This window comes from Photorhabdus luminescens subsp. luminescens (assembly GCF_001083805.1).
Lineage (GTDB): Bacteria > Pseudomonadota > Gammaproteobacteria > Enterobacterales > Enterobacteriaceae > Photorhabdus > Photorhabdus luminescens.
In genome coordinates this window covers 565,757-588,767 of sequence record NZ_JXSK01000002.1, presented here as the reverse complement: position 1 = coordinate 588,767, position 23,011 = coordinate 565,757, and the positions used below count along the sequence as shown (strand labels likewise).

Genomic DNA, 23,011 nt, shown 5'->3' with positions numbered 1-23,011 from the left:
GCGATGTTTTTTTCAAAGATGCTCAATTTTAAATCGGCTATTCGGATGAAACAATGAATCAACCTAATCGAGCAGTGGTTACGACATCCACGCTATATGTTGTGCCAACCCCCATTGGAAACTTGGGTGATATCACTCAGCGTGCGCTTGAAGTTCTTGAGCATGTCGATCTGATTGCTGCCGAAGATACGCGACATACTGGCTTGTTGCTTCAACATTTTGCCATTAATGCGCGCATGTTCGCACTTCATGATCATAATGAACAGCAGAAAGCAGATCAATTAATTACAAAACTTCAACAAGGGCAAAGTATTGCATTAGTCTCTGATGCAGGAACGCCCCTGATTAATGATCCTGGTTATCATCTGGTTCGCCGTTGTCGTGAAGCCGGTATTCATGTTGTCCCGCTGCCAGGGCCTTGTGCGGCGATAACCGCCTTGTCTGCTGCGGGGTTGCCATCAGATCGTTTCTGTTACGAAGGATTTTTGCCTGCAAAACGTAAGAGTCGGAGTGATACTTTGCGGGCTTTGGAAAAGGAGTCGCGCACATTAATTTTTTATGAGTCTACTCATCGTTTGATCGAAAGTTTGGAAGACATGGTTGAAGTGTGGGGAGCTGAGCGTTACGTCGTTTTGGCGCGGGAATTGACAAAGACTTGGGAATCCATCCAGGGAATGCCAGTAGGTGAACTTTTGACGTGGGTTAAGGGAGATGAAACTCGTCGTCGCGGTGAAATGGTATTGATCGTTGAAGGCTATAAAAAACCGGATGATGATGTTTTGCCTCCTGAGGCATTAAGAACATTGGCGCTTCTTCAACAAGAATTGCCATTGAAAAAAGCGGCTGCATTGGCGGCAGAGATTCATGGCGTGAAGAAAAATGCACTTTATCGTCATGGGTTGGGACAGAGTGAAGAATAATGGTAATTGCTGATAAACAGGGCAGATAATCAGTAAACGTCTATACATCGTTAGGTAAACCCCTTATAATCCGCCGCGGAGTTGACTAGACAGTCGCTGCTTTACCATTAATCCTTTGGACGATGGGTAGAGGAGAGGAAAGTCCGGGCTCCACAGGGCAGGGTGCCAGATAACGTCTGGGGGGTGAAAGCCCACGACCAGTGCAACAGAGAGCAAACCGCCGATGGCCTATTTAATGTAGGATCAGGTAAGGGTGAAAGGGTGCGGTAAGAGCGCACCGCGCGGCTGGTAACAGTCCGTGGCACGGTAAACTCCACCCGGAGCAAGGCCAAATAGGGGTTCATTAGGTACGGCCCGTATCGAACCCGGGTAGGCTGCTTGAGCCAGTGCGTAAGTGCTGGCCTAGATGAATGGCTGTCCACGACAGAACCCGGCTTATCGGTCAACTTCAAAAATTTAGCCCCATTAGGTTTGAATCTGATGGGGCTTTCGCTTTTTTAAGCTTTTTAAGCGGCCAGCTCGATTAATAGCCCCTGAAATTCAGTATCTGCTTTCAAAACCAGGCGACTTTCTTCATGAATAAAAGCGCCATCTCCGCATTTAATCAAAGTATTATCCTTGGAATTGCCTCTTATTTTTATATTGCCGTTTAGGGATTGCAGATAGGCATTCTTTCCTTTTAATTGCAGATGATGAGATTGATTTTTAGTAAGGAAAATATGATTTACCCAAACTTGTTGACGTAATTGCATACTGCCATCTTCTGCGGTTGGAGAAGCTAGCATAGCTAATGGTTGTTCTGGTAACTCCATTCGTTGCAATGGTAAGCTTTCCTGCTGAGGAAAGGCATTCAGCCAAAGCTGCAAGCGCGTCAGTGGCTTATTAGTGCTGGCATTATGTTCACTGTAACTAATGCCTTGACGGGTAGAAAATAGTAAACATTCTCCCTTGCGGGCTCTGATGTAGTTGCCTTCGCTGTCACGGTATTCTGCTTCACCTTGTAGAATAATATTTAATATATCCACATGTGGATAGGATTTCGGTTGGAAAGCGGCTTTGGGGGCGATGACTTCTTGATTGAGTACACGTAGTGCGCCATAACCTAAAAACTTTGGGTCAAAATAGTGGCCAAATGAAAATGTATAACGAGCCTGTAGCCAACCATAGTCAGCTTTCCCACATTGTTTTGCTGTTCTATTTATAATCATGATGGCGGTTACCTTAAAAAAACACACACTAAGAATAGTAATTATCTGGACGGCGAAATGTTAGCCAGTTAATCTGGTCACCATATTCAAATTTCCTGATTGAGAAAAATATGAGCAAAGAACGAGCGCTTACACTGGAATCTCTCCGGGTCATGGATGCGATTGACCGGCGGGGAAGTTTTGCTGCGGCTGCTGATGAGCTTGGCCGTGTTCCTTCTGCACTTAGCTATACGATGCAAAAATTAGAAGAGGAGTTGGATGTGGTACTGTTTGACCGTTCGGGTCACAGAACTAAATTCACCAATGTTGGTCGTATGTTGCTTGAGCGTGGACGTCAATTGCTTGAAGCTGCTGACAAATTAACCGCTGATGCAGAAGCATTAGCGAGAGGTTGGGAAACTCACATGACAATTGTTTGTGAAGCATTAGTTCCGGCTTCTTCATTATTCCCGTTAGTGGGTAAACTTGCTCAAAAATCGAATACTCAGCTCTCTTTATTGACGGAGGTTTTGGCTGGTGCATGGGAGAGGTTGGAAACTGGTCGGGCGGATATTGTTATTGCACCAGATATGCATTTTCGCGCGTCGGCAGAAATTAATTCACGTCAGCTTTATAGCATTACCAATGTTTATGTCGCTAGCCCTGATCATCCTATACATCAAGAGCCGGAGCCTTTGTCCGATGTCACAAGGGTGAAGTACCGTGGTATTGCTGTAGCAGATACAGCGAGGGAGCGCCCAGTATTGACGGTTCAATTGTTAGATAAGCAACAGCGTTTGACAGTAAGCTCTCTGGAAGATAAACGCCGGGCTCTCTTAGCTGGGCTAGGAGTTGCTACCATGCCTTATCCTATGGTGGAACAAGATATTATTGAGGGCCGTTTGCGGGTGATTAGCTCTGAATACAGTCATGATACAAATGTCATTATGGCATGGCGACGAGACAGTATGGGGGAAGCTAAGTCTTGGTGTTTGCGGGAAATCCCTAAATTGTTTGTTAGTCGGTAAGTAGAAGCTATCTATTATATGAGCAATCAAATTAGAATATAGGCTGTAAGAACATGATTTGATGATTGCTTAGCGAAAAACGCCGTCAACCCTCGCCTTTTGCGATAGTTTCGATAGGGCGGGGAGCAGTCAATATGTATTATACCGTTGTTTCTCTATTAATACATTTATGGCGGGTCCATTTCTATTTTGGTTGCTTGTAATATTTATACTGCTTATAGATGTATTAGGAATTAATTTACTATCGCAAATATCCTTTAATTTTTCGGCTCCAGTAGCATAAGATGGTATTAAATAAATAATGGTATAAATAATTGATTTGTATTTTATTTTCCTTACCTATTTGCTTATTAAATGAAGAGTTATGCGAATATCTGGCATAGGCATTTTGGGCGGGATGAAAACAAAGTTACTTAATTAGCGAACATGTGGTTTTTAATTTTTTGCTATAATTTAAAAAATAAATTTTTATATATTTAAAACCAATGTTGTAATATTGAATTACCGTTGTGGTTTTTATGATATAAGAAATTCGGCTATTGTTGGAGTAGTTTTAATTTAAGTGAATAATGTTGATTTTTTATTTTTGTGTTGGACTTGATATAAGAATGGATAATTAATTGAGAAAAGGTGTTAATCATAAAATTGAATAATAAAAATGTGTTTTCTTTAAGTTGAATCGCTATCCAAATAATAATTTAATACTGGAATGATTATAGTTTTCATGAAATAACAGAATGATTTACAGGGTTTTATGACTATTTTTTAATTTAATATGTGGTGATTTTAGTCAATCTTATGAAAGTAAATTAAATAAATTTGAGAAATTATATTGTGATGATGTTTAATATATACCCTATGGATTTCAAGATGCATCGCGACGGCAAGGGAGTGAATCCCCGGGAGCATAGATAACTATGTGACCGGGGTGAGTGAGCGCAGCCAACAAAGAGGCAACTTGAAAGATAACGGGTATAATCAATTGATATAGTATTTTTGCTATTGGTTTATGTGGTTATTATAATTTATTTTTGCGTTTTTATTATATTTTACATGAGTTGATTATTGTGATTAAAAACTGAATTGGACAAAATAACCTCTAAATATATTAAATTTAATTTATTATCAAGCATGGGTCTAATTATTTATCACCGAAAATTGAGATGGTTATTTATTTTGATAAAATAACTATTTTACCAGAGTTACTGTGATTCAATAGACGTTTGGTTTATTGATTAAAGTGAGCCGAAAGATCTGCGAGATCTTTCGGCTTGTTATTTATCTTCTGAATATTAGATATCTGGCGGATAAAATCCTTGAGCGAAAGGGGGATTTTGATCGTTTCGCCTTTTACCTGAAAACTGTTATTTTTCAGATAAATAATAGTCATTGCAGGATATTACCAGTTTCTCTTCATCAGGCGGTCAATACTGAATTTACCTGGACCTGTGGTAGCCAGTAACAGATAACCTCCACCGATGGTCAGGTTCTTGAGAAACATAGTCTGGTTCATGCCTTCCGCAAAATTGTTGTGGAAGAGTATGGCAGTCAAGATGCAGAAACCAAAGGTAAATAACGCGGTGGTGCGAGTTAAGAAACCAAATAGAACTGCCAGACCACCACCTAATTCAAGTAAGATCGTCAGTGGTAATAGAAATCCAGGAACGCCCATAGCATTCATATATTGCTGAGTACCCACGTAGGAATCACCTAATTTTCCATAGCCTGCAACGATGAACAGAATTGGCATCAAAATGCGAGCCAGTAACAGGGTACTATCTTCAAATTTTTTCATTAACAACTCCTAAGGCACAGAAAAGTAATAATAATTTGTTTGATGATTAACTTGTACCAACCGAAGACAGCACAATTTGTTAATCATTAACGGATGGAATGCATACTAAAGAGAGATGAACTTAGTTGTAAGCAAGGATTATTAACAATTTTATACAAAGTTTTTGAATATAAGCAACCAGAGTGATCATCAACGGGGGATATTATGAAGAATTATTACCATTTTCATTTCAATAGTCGAATGATATAGCGGGACAAATGATAAAATTTCACAGGATGACGGAGGCTATATAAAGAGATCGCATGGATTGCGGGTCGCAGATAGGGTTTTAATGACAAAAGCTTTTGCCAGCTTTTGTCATAAGGTTCAGTGAAATTCTTCCAGAGCTGTGTATTGTTGGAAAGTTCAAGTCGTTGTAGCTGGATATTTCTGAGTAGCTGCTGTTTTTTCAGCTTTTTTTCCTGACTTTGTTTACTCATTACTGTAATCTTCCAGCATTTCTCGGTCGATCTTAAGTTGCTCGCGGGTAGCGCTAAGTAATGTTGAACTCCTCGCTTTCCTGATGGTCCATATAAGGCCAATCAGCGCCAAAACGAGTAGTGTGCCAGTAGTACTTGCTAATACGGTAAAACGCCAGTTGGGATCGATAGCCCAAAAAATCATAACAAGTAGACACATGAGGCCGAAAGCGGTGAGCAGTAATGTCAGGCTGGCTATGACTATCAGCTGTATCAAAGTGGCTTTTTCTTTTTCCAACTCTACAACGATGAGTTGCAAACGAGTTTCGACTATCTCGACAACAACAGTGGCAATACGTTGGAGAATATCAAGGACCCCTTTACCGGGGCCTTGAGATTTGGATGAGTTACTCATATTAGCGTTTAGCTAATAATACACCTAATACGGCACCGACCACAGTACCTATACCGATGCTTGTCCATGGCTTATCATGAACATAGAGATCGGCACGGCCCGCCATATCTTTTGTTTTCTTAACAACCATATCGCTGGCATTACCGAGTTTAAAACGAGTATCTTTGATGACTTCCTCTACTTTGTTGCGAAGTTCTTCCAACTCGACTTTGGATTTATCACCAGAGCTTTTGATCACTTCTTCCAGTGTCTCTGCGAGTGATTTTAGTTCAATGCGTAGATCTTCAGTGTTTTTCATCTGTGACATGTAGATTACTCCTCAATGTAAGGTGTGTATATTTGACTTAGTTAGTCGCTTTTCCTGATGCCGGAAAAGACTATCCTTAAATATAGCTTATATTTGGAAAGGTGAATAAAAAACATTAGAGATATTTCACTGTTCTGCTGCAAACAATACTTCTATCTACAGCAGGGAGGAATATTAGGCTTTATTGGAATTAATTACTTTTTTTGAGGGGATTGGCAGGTTTTTTTACGCCACACAACTAACAAACTGCCGCTAAAACCAATAATGAGTAAAGCAAGTGGTAGTAATATCAGGAAATTCATTACCAAGTCTTCATACTGACGGAAAATGGGGGTCTTACCAAGTGCATAACCTAAAGAGGTAAGGATCATGACCCACAGGAAGCCACTGAGCCAGTTAAAAAACTGGAAACGGCTGTTTTGTAGACCTGTCAGACCTGCAAATGTTGGTAGAAGGGTTCTGACAAATGCGAGGAAGCGGCCGATAAGTAAAGCAGACAGGCCGTGACGATGAAAAAGACTGTAAGCTCTTTGGTGGTAGTAGGTTGGGAGATGAGAAAGCCAGCCTTGCACTATTTTGGTATTTCCTAGCCATTTTCCCTGTAGATAACCGATCCAGCAACCTAAGCTTGCTCCGGCAGTTAATATTACAATTGTTAGAGGGAAACTCATTGCGCCTTTGGCAATCAATACGCCAACGAGTATAAGCAGGCTGTCTCCTGGTAAGAATGCGGCAGGGAGGAGGCCATTTTCAAGGAAGAGGATCAAAAATAGCATGATATAAATGGCCCATAATAGGGATGGGTTGGCCAGAGTTTCATAATCTTGGTACCAAAGTGCATATATAAGTTCTTTTACTATTTCCATCAGGTGTTCCTAAAATGCCTTTGTTCGTTCATCCTGAAAGCATGAGGCTAAACCGATTAAATTACATCCTATTTTACGTTATTTGGCTGGTTTTAATGCCTTTTTACTCGATTGAAAAGGGCAAATAACGTGGCCTGCGTCACTGTAACAAAATCAAGAGTGACTAAACAGAAAATTTTGGTGATCAATTGAACGTTCACTAAAATCGGATAGGAAATGAGTCTATGAAGTTGGCCTGTTAGGCTTCTTAATTCAGATGAATTGCATTTGTGCCTACTGTTTTTATTGCCAATTTATTATTTTTTCAGTGGTAGATTGATTCTTGTATCAATTTGATTTATTTTTCACCACAGCAAAGGGGAGTAACTTCCTTGTCGGTTTATCGTCATTACGATGCAACAGCATCCGGTAGCCGGGCAACCTTGAACTTTACCTGATGGTACATTTTCTGTGTTGTAAGTGAGACCTTGCCAGAAGGCGAGGGTTGCTTGCAATACATCCATCTCCACGATGTGGGGAAGAAATATAGCAGCGGCTGGCGTCTTCTGAGACTTCAGCCGTTTTTATTTGTGAGAGAAAGAAAATGAACTCTGTGGGTAATCCTCTTTTATGGGGAAGTTTCGCTGTCTTAATTACGATTATGTTGTTGCTGGATCTATCCTTACAGGGACGTAAGAAAGAGCAAGCAATGTCGTTTTGCCAAGCTGCTGTCTGGAGTGTAATTTGGGTAAGCTTGTCGCTCTTATTTGCATTAGGATTATGGTGGTATTGCAGAGAAACCGTAGGGGAAGCTGTTGCTAATAGTCAGGCAATGGCTTTCCTTACCGGGTATTTACTGGAGAAAGCACTTGCTGTTGATAATGTATTTGTTTGGCTGATGTTATTTAGCTATTTTGCTATTCCGGCAAATTTGCAACGTCGGGTGCTCATTTACGGTGTCTTAGGCGCAATTGTGCTGCGTACCGTGATGATCTTTGCAGGGAGTTGGTTGGTTTCTCAATTTAGTTGGATACTCTATCTGTTCGGCATCTTTCTGCTGATTACTGGCGTTAAGATGGCGTTGGCGAAAGAGGATGATTCCCCGATAGGCGATAAACCTTTTGTCCGTTGGCTAAAAGCGCATATTCGTATCACTGATAATCTTCACGGAGAACGTTTCTTTGTGAAAGAAAAAGGTTTGTTATATGCGACTCCACTAATCTTAGTGCTAATTTTGGTTGAAATTAGCGACGTTATTTTTGCGGTAGACAGTATTCCTGCTATTTTTGCCGTGACTACAGATCCTTTTATTGTTTTGACCTCTAATCTTTTCGCTATTTTAGGATTACGTGCAATGTATTTTTTACTGGCAGGTGTGGCAGAGAAATTTACAATGCTGAAATATGGCTTATCAGTCATTCTGGTATTTATCGGTATTAAAATGCTAATAATGGATTTTTATCATATTCCTATGGGGATTTCTTTGGGAACTGTGGCGAGTATTTTAACAATAACAATGATTATTAATGTTTGGGTAAATAAGTACAAAACTAAAGAGATCCAGTAATTAGGTAACTATTTTTTAACAGATAACCATATCTTTCTTGAATGGGAAGATATGGTTTCTTCTTGTCTTAAATTGCTGCGAAATGGTTAAACATAAAAACAAATAATTGTGTTTTGTAAATGTGTAAATTGCCGTTTTGATCACACAAATGTGAATGTATTGTTAATAAGTGCTGGCGAGGTTGTATATTTTAACTATCGCCGCTTTTCACTACTCTTGGCTTCCCTATACTGAGGAAGCAAACACAGAAAAATATATACCCGTTATCTTTCAAGTTGCCTCTTTGTTGGCTGCACTCGCTCACCCCGGTCACATAGTTATCTATGCTCCCGGGGATTCTCTCCCTTGCCGTCGCGATGCATCTTGAAATCCATAGGGTATAGGCTTAATAGAACTGTTAATAAAATGGATCAGCTATGGAAAAACAAAAACGTGGCTTCGTGTATTACCTTGTACAAGGGAGCCTGGTTAAACAAATTTTGGTAGGTTTAATTGCAGGGATACTGTTAGCGTGGTTGACGCCTTCGGTTGCTAAATCAGTCGGTTTGCTTGGGACATTGTTCGTTGGCGCTTTAAAAGCAGTAGCCCCAGTATTGGTATGGATTCTGGTTATGTCTTCTATTGCTAACCATAAAGAAGGTCAGAAAACCAATATTCGTCCAATTCTTATCCTCTATATCTTGGGTACATTTTTTGCTGCGCTGGTTGCCGTGGCCGGTAGTTTTATATTCCCGTTACAACTGGTGCTAGCTGTCAATGATGCTCAGATGTCTCCACCTGAAAGCATTATGGAGGTGATTAAAGGAATACTGGTCAATGTCGTCGCTAATCCAGTAAACGCACTACTGAATGGTAACTATATTGGTATTCTTGCCTGGGCTATTGGTTTGGGTATCGCCTTGCGTCATGCAACAGACTCAACTAAATCTCTGATTCATGATATGTCTGAAGCGGTTACTCAGATTGTTCGAGTGGTCATTCGTTTGGCGCCGATTGGTATTTTTGGTCTGGTGTCTTCAACGATTGCAGAAACGGGATTTGGCGCCTTACTGGGATATGTCCAATTGTTGGTGGTATTACTGAGTTGTATGTTGGTTATGGCACTCATTGTAAACCCATTGATTGTTTACTGGAAAATTCGTCGTAATCCTTATCCACTGGTATTTGCTTGCCTGCGTGAAAGTGGCGTAACTGCATTTTTCACTCGCAGTTCGGCTGCCAATATTCCAGTGAATATGGCGATGTGCCGCCGTATGAATCTACATGAAGATACTTATTCAGTGTCTATCCCGCTGGGAGCAACCATTAATATGGAGGGCGCTGCGGTGACTATTACGGTATTGACTCTGGCAGCGGTCAGTACGCTTGGTATGCCGGTTGATCTGCCTACTGCATTATTACTGAGTGTGGTTGCTGCAATTTGTGCCTGTGGCGCTTCTGGTGTGGCTGGTGGTTCCTTACTGTTGATCCCTCTGGCTTGTAGTATGTTTGGCATTTCCAATGAGATTGCTATGCAGGTTGTGGCGGTCGGTTTGATTATTGGTGTAATACAGGATTCTGCGGAAACGAGTCTGAACTCTTCTACCGATGTATTGTTCACTGCCGCTGTTTGCCAGGCTGAGGATCACCGTCTGGAGTCGGATCAGCTAGCCCGGCGTAATTAATTGATTTAAGTATTCAGGTTTAATAAAAATACAGATAAGTAGGTAGAAAGAGTAACAATGTCCGCGCCAGGAATGGCGCGGCTGGAGGATTTATTCTGTTTTACGATTGTCTGTGACTGCTATTATTCATCATCAAATTTTAAGACCTAACCGAGTACCTTGATCGATAGCGCGTCGAGCATCCAATTCGGCAGCAACATCAGCTCCACCAATGAGGTGCACAGTTTTTCCCGCTTGCTGTAACGGCTGATACAATTCTCTTAGTGGCTCTTGTCCGGCGCAAATAACGATGTTATCTACGGCAAGACAGCGCTGTTCTCCATTGCTGCTAATGTGTAATCCTTGATCATCTATTTTCAAATATTGCATATTGTTGAGCATTTTCACACCACGCAAGTGTAGATTGGTTCTGTGCACCCAACCTGTTGTTTTACCTAATCCTTCACCCACTTTTGTCGGTTTACGTTGTAATAGATAAATTTTTCGGGGAGAAGGTTTTGGTTTAGGGCCTTCAGGAGATAAACCACCACGATGTGTCAGATTATGGTCAATACCCCATTTTTCGTTGAAAGCGGTGCTATCAAGGCTAGTACTTTTTCCTGGTTGACTCAGATATTCTGCGGTATCAAAACCGATACCACCTGCGCCAATGATAGCGACACGTTGACCGACATTTTTCTTATCCCTTAATACATCTAAGTAGCTCAGTACCTTTTCGTGATGGATACCATCGATCGTGAGTTGGCGAGGTACGATGCCGCTGGCGATAATCACTTCATCAAAATCAGAAAGTGCTTCTGTTGTGGCGGTCTGATTCAGCCGTACATCAACATGATGGATTGCTAGCTGACGCTGAAAATAACGTAATGTTTCATGGAATTCTTCTTTACCTGGGATCTGCTTGGCAATATTAAATTGTCCGCCAATCTGTTCGGCACGTTCAAACAGAGTGACATGATGACCACGACTGGCAGCGGTCACTGCAAATGACAATCCGGCAGGCCCTGCGCCAACAACCGCCAGTTTTTTAGGCATGGTAACAGGTTCGGCAGTCATTTCTGTTTCGTGACAGGCACGAGGATTGACTAAACAAGAGGCGATTTCACCGACAAAAATCTGATCCAGACATGCCTGATTACAACCAATACAAGTGTTAATCTCATCGGTTCGTCCCTGTTGGGCTTTCATAACAAGTTCAGCATCAGCCAGAAAAGGTCGCGCCATAGAAACCATATCGGCACAACCTTGCGCCAGCACTTGCTCTGCAATGTTAGGATCATTAATTCTGTTTGTTGTAATCAATGGGATAGAAACTTTCCCCATCAGCTTTTGCGTTACCCAACTGAATCCGGCGCGGGGAACCATAGTGGCAATCGTTGGGATTCGTGCTTCGTGCCAGCCGATACCGGTGTTGATGATAGATGATCCCGCTTGCTCAATAGCAACAGCGAGTTGCTCGATTTCCTGCCAATTAGATCCCTCTTCTACTAAATCTAGCATTGAAAGCCGGTAGATTAGAATAAATTCTCGTCCAGTTGCTCGGCGGACAGCTTTAACAACCTCTACGGCAAAGCGCATTCGATTTTCGAAACTTCCGCCCCATCTATCTTGGCGGTGGTTGGTACGAGCGGTCAGGAACTGGTTAATCAGATAACCTTCAGAACCCATGATTTCTACGCCATCATAACCTGCTTGTTGTGCCAGTTGAGCACAGTGAGCGAAGTCAGCAATAGTTTGCTGAATGTCTTCTTCTGTCATTTCACGAGGCATGAATGGATTAATCGGTGCCTGAATGGAAGTAGGAGCAACAAGGTTTGGTTGATAGCTGTAACGGCCGGTGTGTAAGATTTGCATTGCAATTTTTCCACCAGCCTGATGGACTGCATCTGTAATAATTTTATGGTGAATAAGATCTTTTTCATCTATCAGGAATGCAGTGCCTTTTCCTATAACACCTTGTTTATTTGGTGAAATTCCGCCGGTGACAATCAATGCCACGCCTCCGGCTGCCCGTTCAGCGTAAAAGCGGGCAAGTCTCTGGGGATCGGGATGTTCTTCTAGCCCAGTGTGCATTGATCCCATCAAAATGCGGTTTTTCAGTGTAGTGAACCCTAAGTCTAAAGGGGTGAATAGGTGAGGATAATGGCTCATTGCAATCTCCATCGGGTGTTTGTCAATCATAACCAGATTATTATTGTGTCCTAAACCACCGGTCAAAACCACAAGTGGTCGGATGAGTAATGGTTCAAATTTAGATGGAATAGGGTTAATTGGGAAAAAAATGTTAAATGAATGTGATGAAGGTCATGAAATCAGGTCCTGTTATAGAGTTAGTGATTTGTTTAGTTCCCTTTGTTGGTGAAACTACATAACGCTAATACTTAAAGTCAGTTCTATCACCCACTTTATCGGGTTTGGACTCACAACGCGCCGAGACAGAACGCGTTGTAAATCAGGAAGGCGCTAGTAGCCAAAGAGAAGGTAAAAAAAACAGACGATGAAATGGCTCAAATGCTAGTTAACAGTATGAAAAGGCGGTGACAAAACGCCAACTGTAAGCCGTAATTAACCTAAATATTGATGCATGGCTTATCCTTAAGGGTAATGTAATATATATGTTCATCATTCTGATTTTTTATCTATTTTATTACGCTCGGTTGAGCAGAATATTTAACATACGGCGCAACGGTTCGGCTGCACCCCACAGTAGTTGATCGCCTACGGTAAGGACCGAATAAATTGGTTCATTGTTCAGTGACATTTTCTTATAACGGCCTACACCTATATGTAAAGAACCACTGATAGCGGCTGGGGTTAACTTGCTGACGCTCTCTTCTTTGTTGTTGGGCACATGGTTCACCCACGGATGAGCACTTTGTACTAATTCAGCAAATTCGGTCTCGCTGACATCGCGTTTCAACTTCATGGTGATAGCTGCACTGTGACAGCGAATTACACCGACGCGAATACACAGACCGTTGACCTTGATGGTACCGGGTTGGAGGCCTAGGATTTTGTTGGTTTCTACTTCGCCTTTCCATTCTTCGCGGCTGTTGCCGTCACCGAGATCGCTGTCAATCCAAGGGATGATGCTACCTATCAAAGGCACACCGAAAGCTTGTGTAGGCAATTCCGGGCTGTCGATCAGATTGGTAACTTTTTTTACCAGAGGTAGTATGGAGCCTTTGTCGGCTAGATCATCTGTGTTCAAGTGTTGGCTGATATATGCATTTTGTGCTATCAGTTCACGCACATACTTGGCACCCGCGCCAGAAGCGGATTGGTAGGTCATCAAGCTCATCCATTCAATTAGGTCAGCTTTCACAAGACCAGCTAGTCCCATAAGACTCAGTGTGATAGAACAGTTTCCGCCAACGAAAAGTTTGGTGCCTTTGCTAACTTTATGATCGATTTGGCTACGGTTGACTGGATCGAGGATGATGCAGGCGTCCTTATCCATGCGCAACGCCGAGGCGGCATCAATCCAATAGCCTTGCCAGCCACTGGCCTTGAGAACAGGATAAATTGCCTTAGTGTAGTTTCCACCTTGGCAGGTAATAATTATGTCCATTTCTGCCAACTCGTTAACTGCGTTGGCGTCTTTAAGTTGATAAGTAATGCCATCAATAATAGGGCCAGAGGAGCCGGCACTCGATGTACTATAAAAGTGAGGGACAATACCTTGAAAATCGTTTTCTTCCAGCATGCGCTGCAACAAAACAGAGCCCACCATTCCCCGCCAACCGATTAAACCGACTTTTTTCACCATATTATATTTTACCTGTGTTAAGTTATGACATTGTTGAACGTTTGTTATACATTGGCGATAGGGTAATGTCATTAAAGATTACTGAGTATATGAAGTGCATATCTTCAGTAGTGACCAATGTCAGTAGCCACCGTACCAACATAAATAACCAAGTACTGAAATATACGGATGCTGCGATACTTAATAGAAAGATTAAGGTTAACCAGATTAAATGTGGGGAATTATTGATCAGGCATTCACTTTCCCGAATAGTCCGTAGCATGGCTTTGCATTCTTACATAGAGAATATGACTAATTCAGTCAGGCGATTTGTTTACCTGGTTTTAGTATTTTTTTCTGAATGATATGAGAGCCATCTAAGATGTTAAAAGTGCGGGTTTTTCTTTAATAGAGGATAGGTTTTTCATATATTAACTTGATTCCGGTTTTGACCCCGGAATAGGGTGATCTCTTCTATATCTGACTTAATTTATAGCATCAGTGGTTATTATGAAAAAACAGATGACTGAATGGGTAACTTTGGCAGGAAAAGGGGTGACTTTAGAACCTCTGACACATCAACGGCATGATGAATTTTTACAGGTCATTGAAGAGGGTGAACTGCATAAATTGTGGTATACCAGTGTCCCTTCGCCGGCTGAGCTAGGTAACGAGATTGAACGCCGTTTATTGCTACATGAAAAAGGTACTATGTTGCCTTTTGCTATTGTTGATCATCGAACAGGTAAAGCGGTTGGCATGACCACTTATATGAATATTGATTCTGGTGCTCGCAGGGTAGAAATCGGTTATACCTGGTATGCACGTTCTGTTCAGCGGACACATATTAATACGGAAGCAAAATATCTCTTATTGAAACATGCTTTTGAAGAATTAGGATGTATCGCAGTGGAGTTTCGCACTCATTTTTTTAATCATCAAAGCCGCAAAGCGATAGAGCGATTAGGCGCAAAACTTGATGGGATTCTGCGTAGTCATGCTGTATCTAAAGATGGCAGTATTAGGGATACTTGTGTTTACAGTATTATCAGTTGTGAATGGCCGGCAGTTAAAATGCATCTTGAATGGCAGATGGTTAAACCGAGGTAAGAGCTATTTCAAAATTAGGCCGCCCTGTGAAAGGTAGCGGCCTGATTCTGATTTAATCTGAAGGCAGAGAATTTCTCATTCCATTATCCAGTTCATCCAATAATTGATAACGGCGACGATATTCCGACCGTTTTTTACTGGCTATATCTTCAAGCGGTTTTCTTTCAATGGACAATGGCAGATGGAAATCTTTATTTTTTTCCTTTGCTCCACCTAATGACTCCCAGAAAGAGTCGTAATCAGCGACTAATTTATCTTTCTTTTTATGCCAATAGCGTAGGCTTTTATAGATGTGAGTATCGTTGCTGGCTGCCAGAATTTGCTGGCATTCAAAGTGGGCAGCGAGACGGCAAATGGATTCAATGAGTAAGCGTTTGGGAAATAATCCATAACAATCTTTCGTTGCATCGCGGATAATTTCAAGGGTTGCGTCGCCTTTGGAACCTTGTAGCCCACCGATGAACAGTGTTTTTTTACCGGCAATGGTGAGTAATGTGAAAGCACATCTCGCCAGAGTTTTATGATCTTCTGTTGCAATAAATAGAGCAAGCTCACCTTCTTTATTAAAACAGTCCATAGAATCTAAAAAAATAGTATAAGTTCCACTCTTACCGCTGATCACTGCTAATGGATATGCATTGGAACGAAATATTTTATTAACAATAGACTGATTCAAACCAGTAAATAATAGCTGGTAATGTTCATTTATTGCACGTAATGTCTGCGCTCTATTAAAGTTAATACTTAGATAAGGGCGATGTAATTTAGAAGGTAAACAAGGCTGTTTCTTCAAAATATCCAGATAAAAAGGTGTATTAACTATCTGGTTTAATAGTCTTAGTGTCGATATCGGCATCAGAGCGCTGCGTAAGGCAAATTTAGTGCGATTCTGGGCAGAATACCAATGGGGACTTGGGCTGATTTTTTTTCCGACTAAGTCTGTGAACAGTCGAATTCCTGAACTGGCAGGTTGATACATATATTCCATTTCTTTATCTAGTTCTAAAAAATTAAAAAATACTGGAGGAGAAGAAGACTTGCGAGCAACTGAGTATACTCCTTTGGTATTAAACAGAACTTCAACGAATGTTTATTTGTGTTTTTTTAAGATAAAAAATCAACAGTTGTTTAATGGATGTTTAGTTATCAAGGGGATTTTTTCTTGTTTGTTTACTATTCGTTTAGTTTTCTGTGATGTTTTTTGTTGTAAAAGCACATTAAAAAAGATGAGAGAAACGGCTATAACCTTTGGTGTGATACCCGAGGTTATGATCTGTAACAAATTTAGCAGGTGAGTATTGATGGTAAATGATTAATATTGAATATATTCTTTTTTGAATCCGTTTAATTAAAACATTAATAATTATTATGTTAATTTTTTTTGCTTTTTCATTAATGTCAAAGTGGAATGGATGAGATATTTTTATATTGTGATTTATATCATATTATTACGAGAAATTATCTTATTCTTGTAAAGTTAATTTAGTACTTGCAGAATATGGATTATATTTTATTGTTAAGTTAAATTTATTATTTTATGTTATTCAATACACACAAAGGCTATTAATAATGGATGAAATACTTGTTCTTGTTGATAAATATGACAATCCCATTGGTTCAGCAGGAAAAGCTGATATTCATCGGAAGGGTATGTTACATCGAGCCTTTTCTATCTTTGTTTTTGATAATAAAGGAAATTTGCTCCTACAGAAGCGATCTGCAACCAAATATCATTCAGCGGGACTTTGGACTAATAGCTGTTGTGGTCACCCTAGGGTTGGTGAAGCTTTGGAAGACGCTGCGCACCGGCGTCTTGGCGAAGAGATGGGTTTTGATTGTCCATTGAAAAAGGTTTCGTCATTTATTTATCATGCGAGACTGCCTAATGATTTGATTGAATACGAATATGATCATGTTTTTATCGGGCGCTTTGATAAAGAACCGATAATTAACCCGGATGAGGTGTCTGATTACAAATGGGTTAATCCACTGAAATTGAGGGAGCTAATTAATAATGCTCCTGATGTGTATACGGTTTGGTTCAAAAAAATCATTGATGGCCTTTCGTATCAAGATATTGAGGAGTGGCAAAGGCCGAGCTGATAATAATGTAATTTATTGGTAGCCACGGCATTGAATTAATTAGATATGAATATTTCATTGAGATTCATCAATACGCCGCAAATCCTGACAAATTAAGGGTGCGACGCTTTTAAAGACTTTTAATAAGGAAAAGCTCATGAGTAGCTTTAATAATGTGTTTTGCACTGATGTTGAGCCTGTCCCGTCCTATCACATCATCCGAGGGGAAACTACCAACGATTACGAAAGTAAAGTGATACAAGTTTATTGCGAAGATCCAGAACGCTGGCGTAAGGTGATTGGTGATACGCTGTTATTCCAGTTTGGTGTTTACGATGATCCTGCTTCAAAGCCGCCAATTTCATTGGATGAGTCAGGTATTCGTTATTTTGATCGTCAATTGCTTTTAGCTGGTTTGGAAACAAAAGTTGAGCGACCAGTGGTTCGACGTGTCTTAGATGTTGGTTGTGGTTGGGGTTATATCCTGAAATATTTGGCTGAGCGTTTTCCTGAATGCAAACGTTTGGATGGCGTAAATATCAGCGAGCAGCAGTTGCGGTATTGTGCTGAATTTCACGCACAACATGGACTTTCTGAGCGTATCAATCTGTATCTGTGCAATGCACAGGATATTGATAGCTTACCTGATCCACAAGAGCCTTATGATCTGGTGATTATCCGTGGTGTCATTTCGCATTTTCCGAATTCGTTGTATGAAAAGGCCATGAATGGATTGTTCAAACGGATGAGCGCTGGTGGTCAGGTGATTATTTCTGACAACCTCTATAATGTGGCGTTGGATATCTATAAATCGGATATTCCTGACATCATTGATCGCTTAGCTTGTGCTAACCGAAAAACACCCGGCTATTTCAGGCAAGTGTTGGAGGAAAGTGGCTTTATTATCAAAGATATGAGGGTGTTACCATCTAATATTGATGTTGTGCATTGGCTGTTAGACATTAAGGCCAACATCGAACGAAATTTTCCTGGAGATGTGAGTGGTTCTCTGGAAGAGTTGCGAGTACTGGCTGAAAGCTTTTCAGTCGCTCTGGTGAAAAACTATGTGTCAGTCTATAGCGTTATTGCACAAAAACCATAGCAGGTAGCTTTGTTTTCTTGGCTGAGGAGTCGGTCTGTTAAGAAAATTTTTGTCGCCGTTTTGTTGTTACTGACCGTTAGAAATAAAAAATTCACTTTTTTACGGAGTAGCCTCATTAGATCGCGCCAGCATTAATGGCGCGAGAGAAATTGCTAACTGAAAAGTTTTCAATGAATTTCAGTTTTTGGGCCTTACACATCTGTGGTTTGGGTGGGCAGCCAGCAAATCAACGTCATGACCTTGATGTTAGAGACGCTGGATGTAGTTAAGGAGTTGGCTGAGCTGAAACAGAAATATTTGTCAGTGATTGGGTGAATATCGTCCATTTGTGTGAGGTCCTTTACGCTGTACCCTAGGTTGATATTTTATGCTATAGATATTAGACTGGTTACGTCAGTTAAGGAATATCGCGCTAGGACTGAGGCTACCAATCTCGGTAATAGCACAAAAGATACCCCGCCCTGTATGGGTAAAAACAAAAAGCCAACCTCACCAGTTGGCTTTTTTGTTTTTACCAACTCATCACTTTAATTGATTGAATCATCTGAAAATAAACCTATAATCAACGGCTGTTAGTTTGGGGTAGCGTTCTGGCCTGTGTATCTCTGACGCAAGTTTTCGTAAGTCCTGGCTGAGTACAGGTGGTGCTGATTCAGTGCCTCGGTCAGAGTGCGATATTCCTTAACTGACTTGATGGAAGCCAGCCGGACAGGCAGAGTAAAGGCAATGGCTGGTTAAGTCGTGCTCCTAACTGGAGCAAACGGGTGAAAGCATTTATTGACACTGCTATCATCGTTCTTAAAGCGTTAATCGCGCTTTTAGAGCTGATCCGTGCATTTCTGAAATAGATAACGGAAACGTAGCTAAGGCCATCGGGGTAACCTCCCGGTGGCCTTTAACATTTACCGCTTTTGATCAAGCTACTGTGTTTTATAATCTTTACCTTTCATAAAGATACTGATTTAAAATCTTAAATTTGGCAATTCCTACTGGATTTGAACCAGTAATCAGGCGATTATTGTTCCGGTAGTATGGGATTAGCTGAGCTGACCGCCGCGCATACGCACCACAACACAGGATCGCCGGAGAATGCCAGTGCCATTAGGAACACTACCTATAAATCGGATGGGCTGAAACAGAAATATTTGCCAGTGATTGGGTGAATATCATGCCATTTGTGTTAGATTTTTACGCTATGCTATAAGTTGATAACACCTTTTTTAAGGTGTAGACTGATTGTGTTAGCAGGAGAATGTCGCGCTAGAACCGAGGCTACCAATCTCGTATAGCACAAAGACAAACCGCCCTATCCAAGGGTAAAATAAAAAAACCAACCTCACCAGTTGGTTTTTTTATTTTTATCTACTCATTGTTTTAATTGATTGAATCATCTGAAAATAAACCTATAATCAACGGCTGTTAGTTTGGGGTAGCGCTCTGGCTTGTGTATCTCTGGCGCAAGTTTTCGTAAGTCCTGGCTGAGTACAGGTGGTGCTGATTCAGTGCCTCGGTCAGAGCGCGATATTCTCCTGCTAACACAGATGAAGGCCAGCCGGACAGGCAGCGTAAAGGCAATGGCTGGTTAAGTCGCGCTCCTAACTGGAGCAAACGGGTGAAAGCATTTATTGACACTGCTATCATCGTTCTCAAAGCGTTGATCGCGCTTTTAGAGCTGATCCGTGCATTTCTGAAATAGATAACGGAAACGTAGCTAAGGCCATCGGGGTAACCTCCCGGTGGCCTTTAACATTTACCGCTTTTGATCAAGCTACTGTGTTTTATAATCTTTACCCTTCACAAAGATACTGATTTAAAATCTTAAATTTGGCAATTTCTACTGGATTTGAACCAGTAATCAGGCGATTATTGTTCCGGTGGTATGGGGGTAGTCAACAGATTAGTGTAATGAAATTCATGAGTTAATTGCTTGATGTGGTTAAACAATTTGCAGCTTACTGCGAGTCATACACATAATAACACTGGGATGCCTTTTTAAATGCGGTATCAATCAACGCTATTGGTTCGTGTTCTGGTGGTCTGAAACACAATTATCTCGCCCGCAATATGCGGGCTTTTTTACACCTTCATAGAAATAGAGGATATGGATAAAAGATCTGATGATGTTAAGAGGTTAATTAATAGCCTAACTCCCGCTCAGAAATTGAAGCTGGTCAGTGTACTTTCATCCAGATAATGGGCTTGTCAAAAAATCTCGTGCGACACTTTCTTGAGGCAACAAAAAAGCCACTCATTACGAAGTGGCTTAATGTACTGATAAATCAGCTAAAATCTGGTGGCCCCTACTGGACTTGAACCAGTGACCAAGCGATTATGAGTCGCCTGCTCTGACCAACTGAGCTAAGGGGCCGTTGGATGGGAGGGATTATACGTACAGTTTTGCTCGCGGTCTAGCTTTGCAAATCTGTATGATCATTTTATGTGCAAAATTGCGTTTTTAGTAAAGAGTGAAAACGGGGAGTGATATATGTTAGTTGTTTTTATGGACTATTTAACGTTTTTATCCGTCACTGGATTAGTTTTTCAGAAGCGATTTTGCGTTATTTGGTTATATTATTATTTTAATGAAAAATTATTTTATATATGATTATTTAAATGATAACTATATTCCTTTCATTATCTCCTTAATCACCATCACCAAGTGGAAAACAACTTTTTTATCTATCGGCTGGAAGAATGTTAATTGAGTTATATCAGAAAGCGGTGATGATATTTCTGCATAATATACCATGTTGTTAGAGGATTTAGAGTATCTCCGATATAAAAAGACAAAAGCGCCTACCGGAGCAGACGCTTTTCAGTCAGAATGAATAAAATTTCCGATTATTCATCAAGGAAACTACGTAGAACTTCAGAACGGCTTGGGTGACGCAGTTTACGTAGCGCTTTTGCCTCGATCTGGCGGATACGTTCACGGGTAACGTCAAACTGTTTACCGACTTCTTCCAACGTATGGTCAGTATTCATATCAATACCAAAACGCATACGCAGTACTTTTGCTTCACGCGCGGTCAAGCCCGCCAAAACGTCGTGGGTTGCTGAACGCAGGCTTTCTGAGGTTGCAGAATCCAGCGGCAGTTCCAGCGTAGTATCTTCAATAAAATCACCTAAATGTGAGTCTTCATCATCACCAATCGGCGTTTCCATTGAGATAGGCTCTTTGGCGATTTTCAGTACCTTACGGATCTTGTCTTCCGGCATCAACATACGTTCTGCCAGCTCTTCCGGTGTTGGCTCGCGTCCCATTTCTTGCAACATTTGGCGAGAAATTCGATTGAGTTTGTTGATTGTCTCAATCATATGAACGGGTATACGAATGGTACGAGCTTGGTCGGCAATTGAACGTGTAATTGCCTGACGTATCCACCATGTGGCGTAAGTTGAGAACTTATAACCACGACGATATTCAAATTTATCAACCGCTTTCATCAGACCAATGTTGCCTTCCTGGATTAGATCCAAGAATTGCAGGCCACGGTTAGTGTATTTTTTGGCAATTGAAATAACCAAACGTAAGTTGGCTTCAACCATCTCTTTTTTCGCTCGGCGGGCTTTTGCTTCACCGATGGACATACGACGGTTGATATCTTTCACCTGTTCAATGGTTAAACCAGTTTCTTCCTCAATCTGACGAAGTTTTTGCAGGCTGCGCTGTACTTCTTCTTCCACTTCAAGTAGCTTTTCAGACCACGGTTTGTTCATTGCTTTTGCAGCAGTAAACCATATGTCGCTGGTTTCATTACCGGAGAACAAAGTGATGAAGTTCTTTTTCGGCATTTTGCACTGTTCAACACACATTTTCATGATCTGGCGTTCTTGAAGACGAACGCGATCCATCATAGAACGCATGTTATTGACCAGATAGTCAAACTGCTTTGGTACCAGACGGAACTGTTTGAAAACTTCTGAAAGTTTTAAAATCTCGGCAGCAGTATTTGGATGGTTGCGACCGTTTGCCTTAATTTCCAGGCGGGTGATGTCATACTGTTGTCGCAGTTCTTGGAATTTTTGGCGCGCTAATTCTGGATCGATGCTGTTGTCATCATCACCGTCGCCATCGTCATCACTGTCTTCATCATCGTCGTCTTCGTCATCATCAAGTTCTTCCTGTGGAAGCTCAGAACCAACGTGAGTGGCAGTAGGCGCAAGTTCTTCTTCTGCGTTCGGGTCAACGAAACCAGTGATGAGATCCGACAGGCGAGCCTCGCCTGCTTCCACACGGTCATATTGTTCCAGTAAATAGGTGATTGCTTCAGGGTATTCAGCAACAGAGCACTGTACCTGATTGATGCCATCTTCAATGCGTTTAGCAATGTCAATTTCACCTTCCCGGGTCAATAACTCAACGGTACCCATTTCACGCATGTACATACGTACCGGGTCGGTGGTGCGACCGATTTCAGATTCAACACTAGACAGGACTTGCGCAGCAGCTTCCACAGCGTCTTCATCTGTGTCGTTAGCGGTTTCTGCTAGCATCAGATCATCGGCATCAGGTGCTTCTTCCATTACCTGAATGCCCATGTCATTGATCATCTGGATGATATCTTCGATCTGATCGGAATCGACGATATCTTCCGGCAGATGGTCATTGACCTCAGCATAGGTCAGATAGCCTTGCTCCTTACCACGGGTGACAAGTAGCTTTAGCTGTGACTGCGGGTTTTGCTCCATAAGACGGTATCCACACTTCAGAGTATTTGGGTTGGTGTCGGTCGGCGAAACTAATCTGCCAACAATAACTTTTAAGGGCGTTTTCGTTATA

21 protein-coding genes, 1 tRNA gene and 1 other RNA gene are annotated in these 23,011 nt (G+C 41.3%); 10 read left to right on the top strand and 13 right to left on the bottom strand.

Annotated features, from left to right (window positions below):
• The first annotated feature begins 53 nt into the window (after window positions 1-53).
• Together rsmI and rnpB are read left to right on the top strand one after the other, a co-directional pair.
• A complete protein-coding gene (gene rsmI, locus TI10_RS07495; protein ID WP_049582682.1) occupies window positions 54-920 on the top strand; it encodes a 16S rRNA (cytidine(1402)-2'-O)-methyltransferase in 867 nt (288 codons plus the stop codon).
• A gap of 77 nt (window positions 921-997) precedes the next feature.
• An RNA gene (rnpB, locus tag TI10_RS23140) (RNase P RNA component class A) lies at window positions 998-1,374 on the top strand.
• Window positions 1,375-1,426: 52 nt separating this feature from the next.
• On the opposite strand, the gene TI10_RS07490 is transcribed toward rnpB, so the two are convergent.
• A complete protein-coding gene (locus tag TI10_RS07490) occupies window positions 1,427-2,128 on the bottom strand; it encodes a pirin family protein (RefSeq protein ID WP_049582681.1) in 702 nt (233 codons plus the stop codon).
• A gap of 110 nt (window positions 2,129-2,238) precedes the next feature.
• Here TI10_RS07490 and TI10_RS07485 point away from each other — a divergent pair, with 110 nt between their 5' ends.
• Window positions 2,239-3,135 carry a LysR family transcriptional regulator gene (locus TI10_RS07485; protein WP_049582680.1) on the top strand — a complete coding sequence of 299 codons (897 nt, stop codon included), beginning with the start codon at window positions 2,239-2,241 and terminating at the stop codon, window positions 3,133-3,135.
• 1,399 nt (window positions 3,136-4,534) lie between these two features.
• On the opposite strand, the gene TI10_RS07480 is transcribed toward TI10_RS07485, so the two are convergent.
• The 6 genes from TI10_RS07480 to TI10_RS24900 all read right to left on the bottom strand — a co-directional run bounded on the left by TI10_RS07480 (window position 4,535) and on the right by TI10_RS24900 (window position 7,470).
• Complete coding sequence (locus tag TI10_RS07480; RefSeq protein ID WP_049582679.1) at window positions 4,535-4,930, bottom strand: DoxX family protein; 396 nt, start codon at window positions 4,928-4,930, stop codon at window positions 4,535-4,537.
• A gap of 224 nt (window positions 4,931-5,154) precedes the next feature.
• Window positions 5,155-5,409: a YqjK-like family protein gene (locus TI10_RS07475; protein ID WP_049582678.1), complete on the bottom strand. Its 255-nt coding sequence runs from the start codon at window positions 5,407-5,409 to the stop codon at window positions 5,155-5,157.
• Window positions 5,402-5,803, bottom strand: coding sequence for a phage holin family protein (locus TI10_RS07470; protein WP_049582677.1), 402 nt, complete (start codon window positions 5,801-5,803; stop codon window positions 5,402-5,404). Before TI10_RS07470 ends, TI10_RS07475 begins: the two co-directional genes overlap by 8 nt.
• A gap of 1 nt (window position 5,804) precedes the next feature.
• A complete protein-coding gene (locus TI10_RS07465; RefSeq protein ID WP_046396985.1) occupies window positions 5,805-6,110 on the bottom strand; it encodes a DUF883 family protein in 306 nt (101 codons plus the stop codon).
• Window positions 6,111-6,304: 194 nt separating this feature from the next.
• Window positions 6,305-6,976 carry a DedA family protein gene (locus TI10_RS07460; RefSeq protein WP_049582676.1) on the bottom strand — a complete coding sequence of 224 codons (672 nt, stop codon included), beginning with the start codon at window positions 6,974-6,976 and terminating at the stop codon, window positions 6,305-6,307.
• A gap of 344 nt (window positions 6,977-7,320) precedes the next feature.
• Window positions 7,321-7,470 carry a hypothetical protein gene (locus TI10_RS24900; RefSeq protein ID WP_162202228.1) on the bottom strand — a complete coding sequence of 50 codons (150 nt, stop codon included), beginning with the start codon at window positions 7,468-7,470 and terminating at the stop codon, window positions 7,321-7,323.
• 89 nt (window positions 7,471-7,559) lie between these two features.
• Between TI10_RS24900 and TI10_RS07455 the strand changes: the two genes are divergently transcribed.
• Both TI10_RS07455 and sstT read left to right on the top strand, forming a co-directional pair.
• The gene (locus tag TI10_RS07455) at window positions 7,560-8,522 is read left to right on the top strand and encodes a TerC family protein (protein WP_049582675.1); all 963 of its coding nucleotides are present in this window, start codon (window positions 7,560-7,562) and stop codon (window positions 8,520-8,522) included.
• A 416-nt stretch (window positions 8,523-8,938) separates the two neighbouring features.
• A complete protein-coding gene (sstT, locus tag TI10_RS07450; RefSeq protein WP_049582674.1) occupies window positions 8,939-10,186 on the top strand; it encodes a serine/threonine transporter SstT in 1,248 nt (415 codons plus the stop codon).
• Window positions 10,187-10,318: 132 nt separating this feature from the next.
• Here sstT and TI10_RS07445 read toward each other — a convergent pair whose 3' ends face one another.
• On the bottom strand, window positions 10,319-12,337 hold the full coding sequence (locus TI10_RS07445) for an oxidoreductase (RefSeq protein WP_049582673.1): 2,019 nt from the start codon (window positions 12,335-12,337) through the stop codon (window positions 10,319-10,321).
• Window positions 12,338-12,833: 496 nt separating this feature from the next.
• The gene (gene asd / locus TI10_RS07440; RefSeq protein WP_049582835.1) at window positions 12,834-13,952 is read right to left on the bottom strand and encodes an aspartate-semialdehyde dehydrogenase; all 1,119 of its coding nucleotides are present in this window, start codon (window positions 13,950-13,952) and stop codon (window positions 12,834-12,836) included.
• A gap of 492 nt (window positions 13,953-14,444) precedes the next feature.
• Here asd and TI10_RS07435 point away from each other — a divergent pair, with 492 nt between their 5' ends.
• Window positions 14,445-15,044: a GNAT family N-acetyltransferase gene (locus TI10_RS07435; RefSeq protein WP_049582672.1), complete on the top strand. Its 600-nt coding sequence runs from the start codon at window positions 14,445-14,447 to the stop codon at window positions 15,042-15,044.
• 52 nt (window positions 15,045-15,096) lie between these two features.
• Here the strand turns inward: TI10_RS07435 and TI10_RS07430 are convergent, their stop codons facing one another.
• Window positions 15,097-16,023 (bottom strand): VirK/YbjX family protein, encoded by a 927-nt coding sequence (locus TI10_RS07430; protein WP_244161538.1) that lies wholly within the window; start codon window positions 16,021-16,023, stop codon window positions 15,097-15,099.
• A gap of 590 nt (window positions 16,024-16,613) precedes the next feature.
• On the opposite strand from TI10_RS07430, the gene idi reads away from it, so the two are divergent.
• From idi to dinQ (TI10_RS26595), 3 genes are all read left to right on the top strand, one after another.
• On the top strand, window positions 16,614-17,147 hold the full coding sequence (idi, locus tag TI10_RS07425; RefSeq protein ID WP_049582670.1) for an isopentenyl-diphosphate Delta-isomerase: 534 nt from the start codon (window positions 16,614-16,616) through the stop codon (window positions 17,145-17,147).
• A gap of 136 nt (window positions 17,148-17,283) precedes the next feature.
• Window positions 17,284-18,228 (top strand): SAM-dependent methyltransferase, encoded by a 945-nt coding sequence (locus TI10_RS07420; protein ID WP_049582669.1) that lies wholly within the window; start codon window positions 17,284-17,286, stop codon window positions 18,226-18,228.
• Between the two features lie 776 nt (window positions 18,229-19,004).
• Window positions 19,005-19,076: a damage-inducible type I toxin DinQ gene (gene dinQ / locus TI10_RS26595; RefSeq protein ID WP_369293964.1), complete on the top strand. Its 72-nt coding sequence runs from the start codon at window positions 19,005-19,007 to the stop codon at window positions 19,074-19,076.
• A gap of 571 nt (window positions 19,077-19,647) precedes the next feature.
• Here the strand turns inward: dinQ (TI10_RS26595) and TI10_RS24895 are convergent.
• Window positions 19,648-19,860: a hypothetical protein gene (locus TI10_RS24895; protein ID WP_132343608.1), complete on the bottom strand. Its 213-nt coding sequence runs from the start codon at window positions 19,858-19,860 to the stop codon at window positions 19,648-19,650.
• On the opposite strand from TI10_RS24895, the gene dinQ (TI10_RS26590) reads away from it, so the two are divergent.
• Complete coding sequence (gene dinQ / locus TI10_RS26590; RefSeq protein ID WP_369293964.1) at window positions 19,853-19,924, top strand: damage-inducible type I toxin DinQ; 72 nt, start codon at window positions 19,853-19,855, stop codon at window positions 19,922-19,924. The two genes, TI10_RS24895 and dinQ (TI10_RS26590), sit on opposite strands and share 8 nt — an antisense overlap.
• 595 nt (window positions 19,925-20,519) lie before the next feature.
• Here the strand turns inward: dinQ (TI10_RS26590) and TI10_RS07415 are convergent.
• Window positions 20,520-20,596, bottom strand: a tRNA-Ile gene (locus TI10_RS07415).
• 473 nt (window positions 20,597-21,069) lie between these two features.
• Window positions 21,070-22,920, bottom strand: a complete 1,851-nt coding sequence (gene rpoD, locus TI10_RS07410) for an RNA polymerase sigma factor RpoD (RefSeq protein ID WP_049582668.1) — start codon at window positions 22,918-22,920, stop codon at window positions 21,070-21,072.
• Window positions 22,921-23,011: the final 91 nt, after the last annotated feature.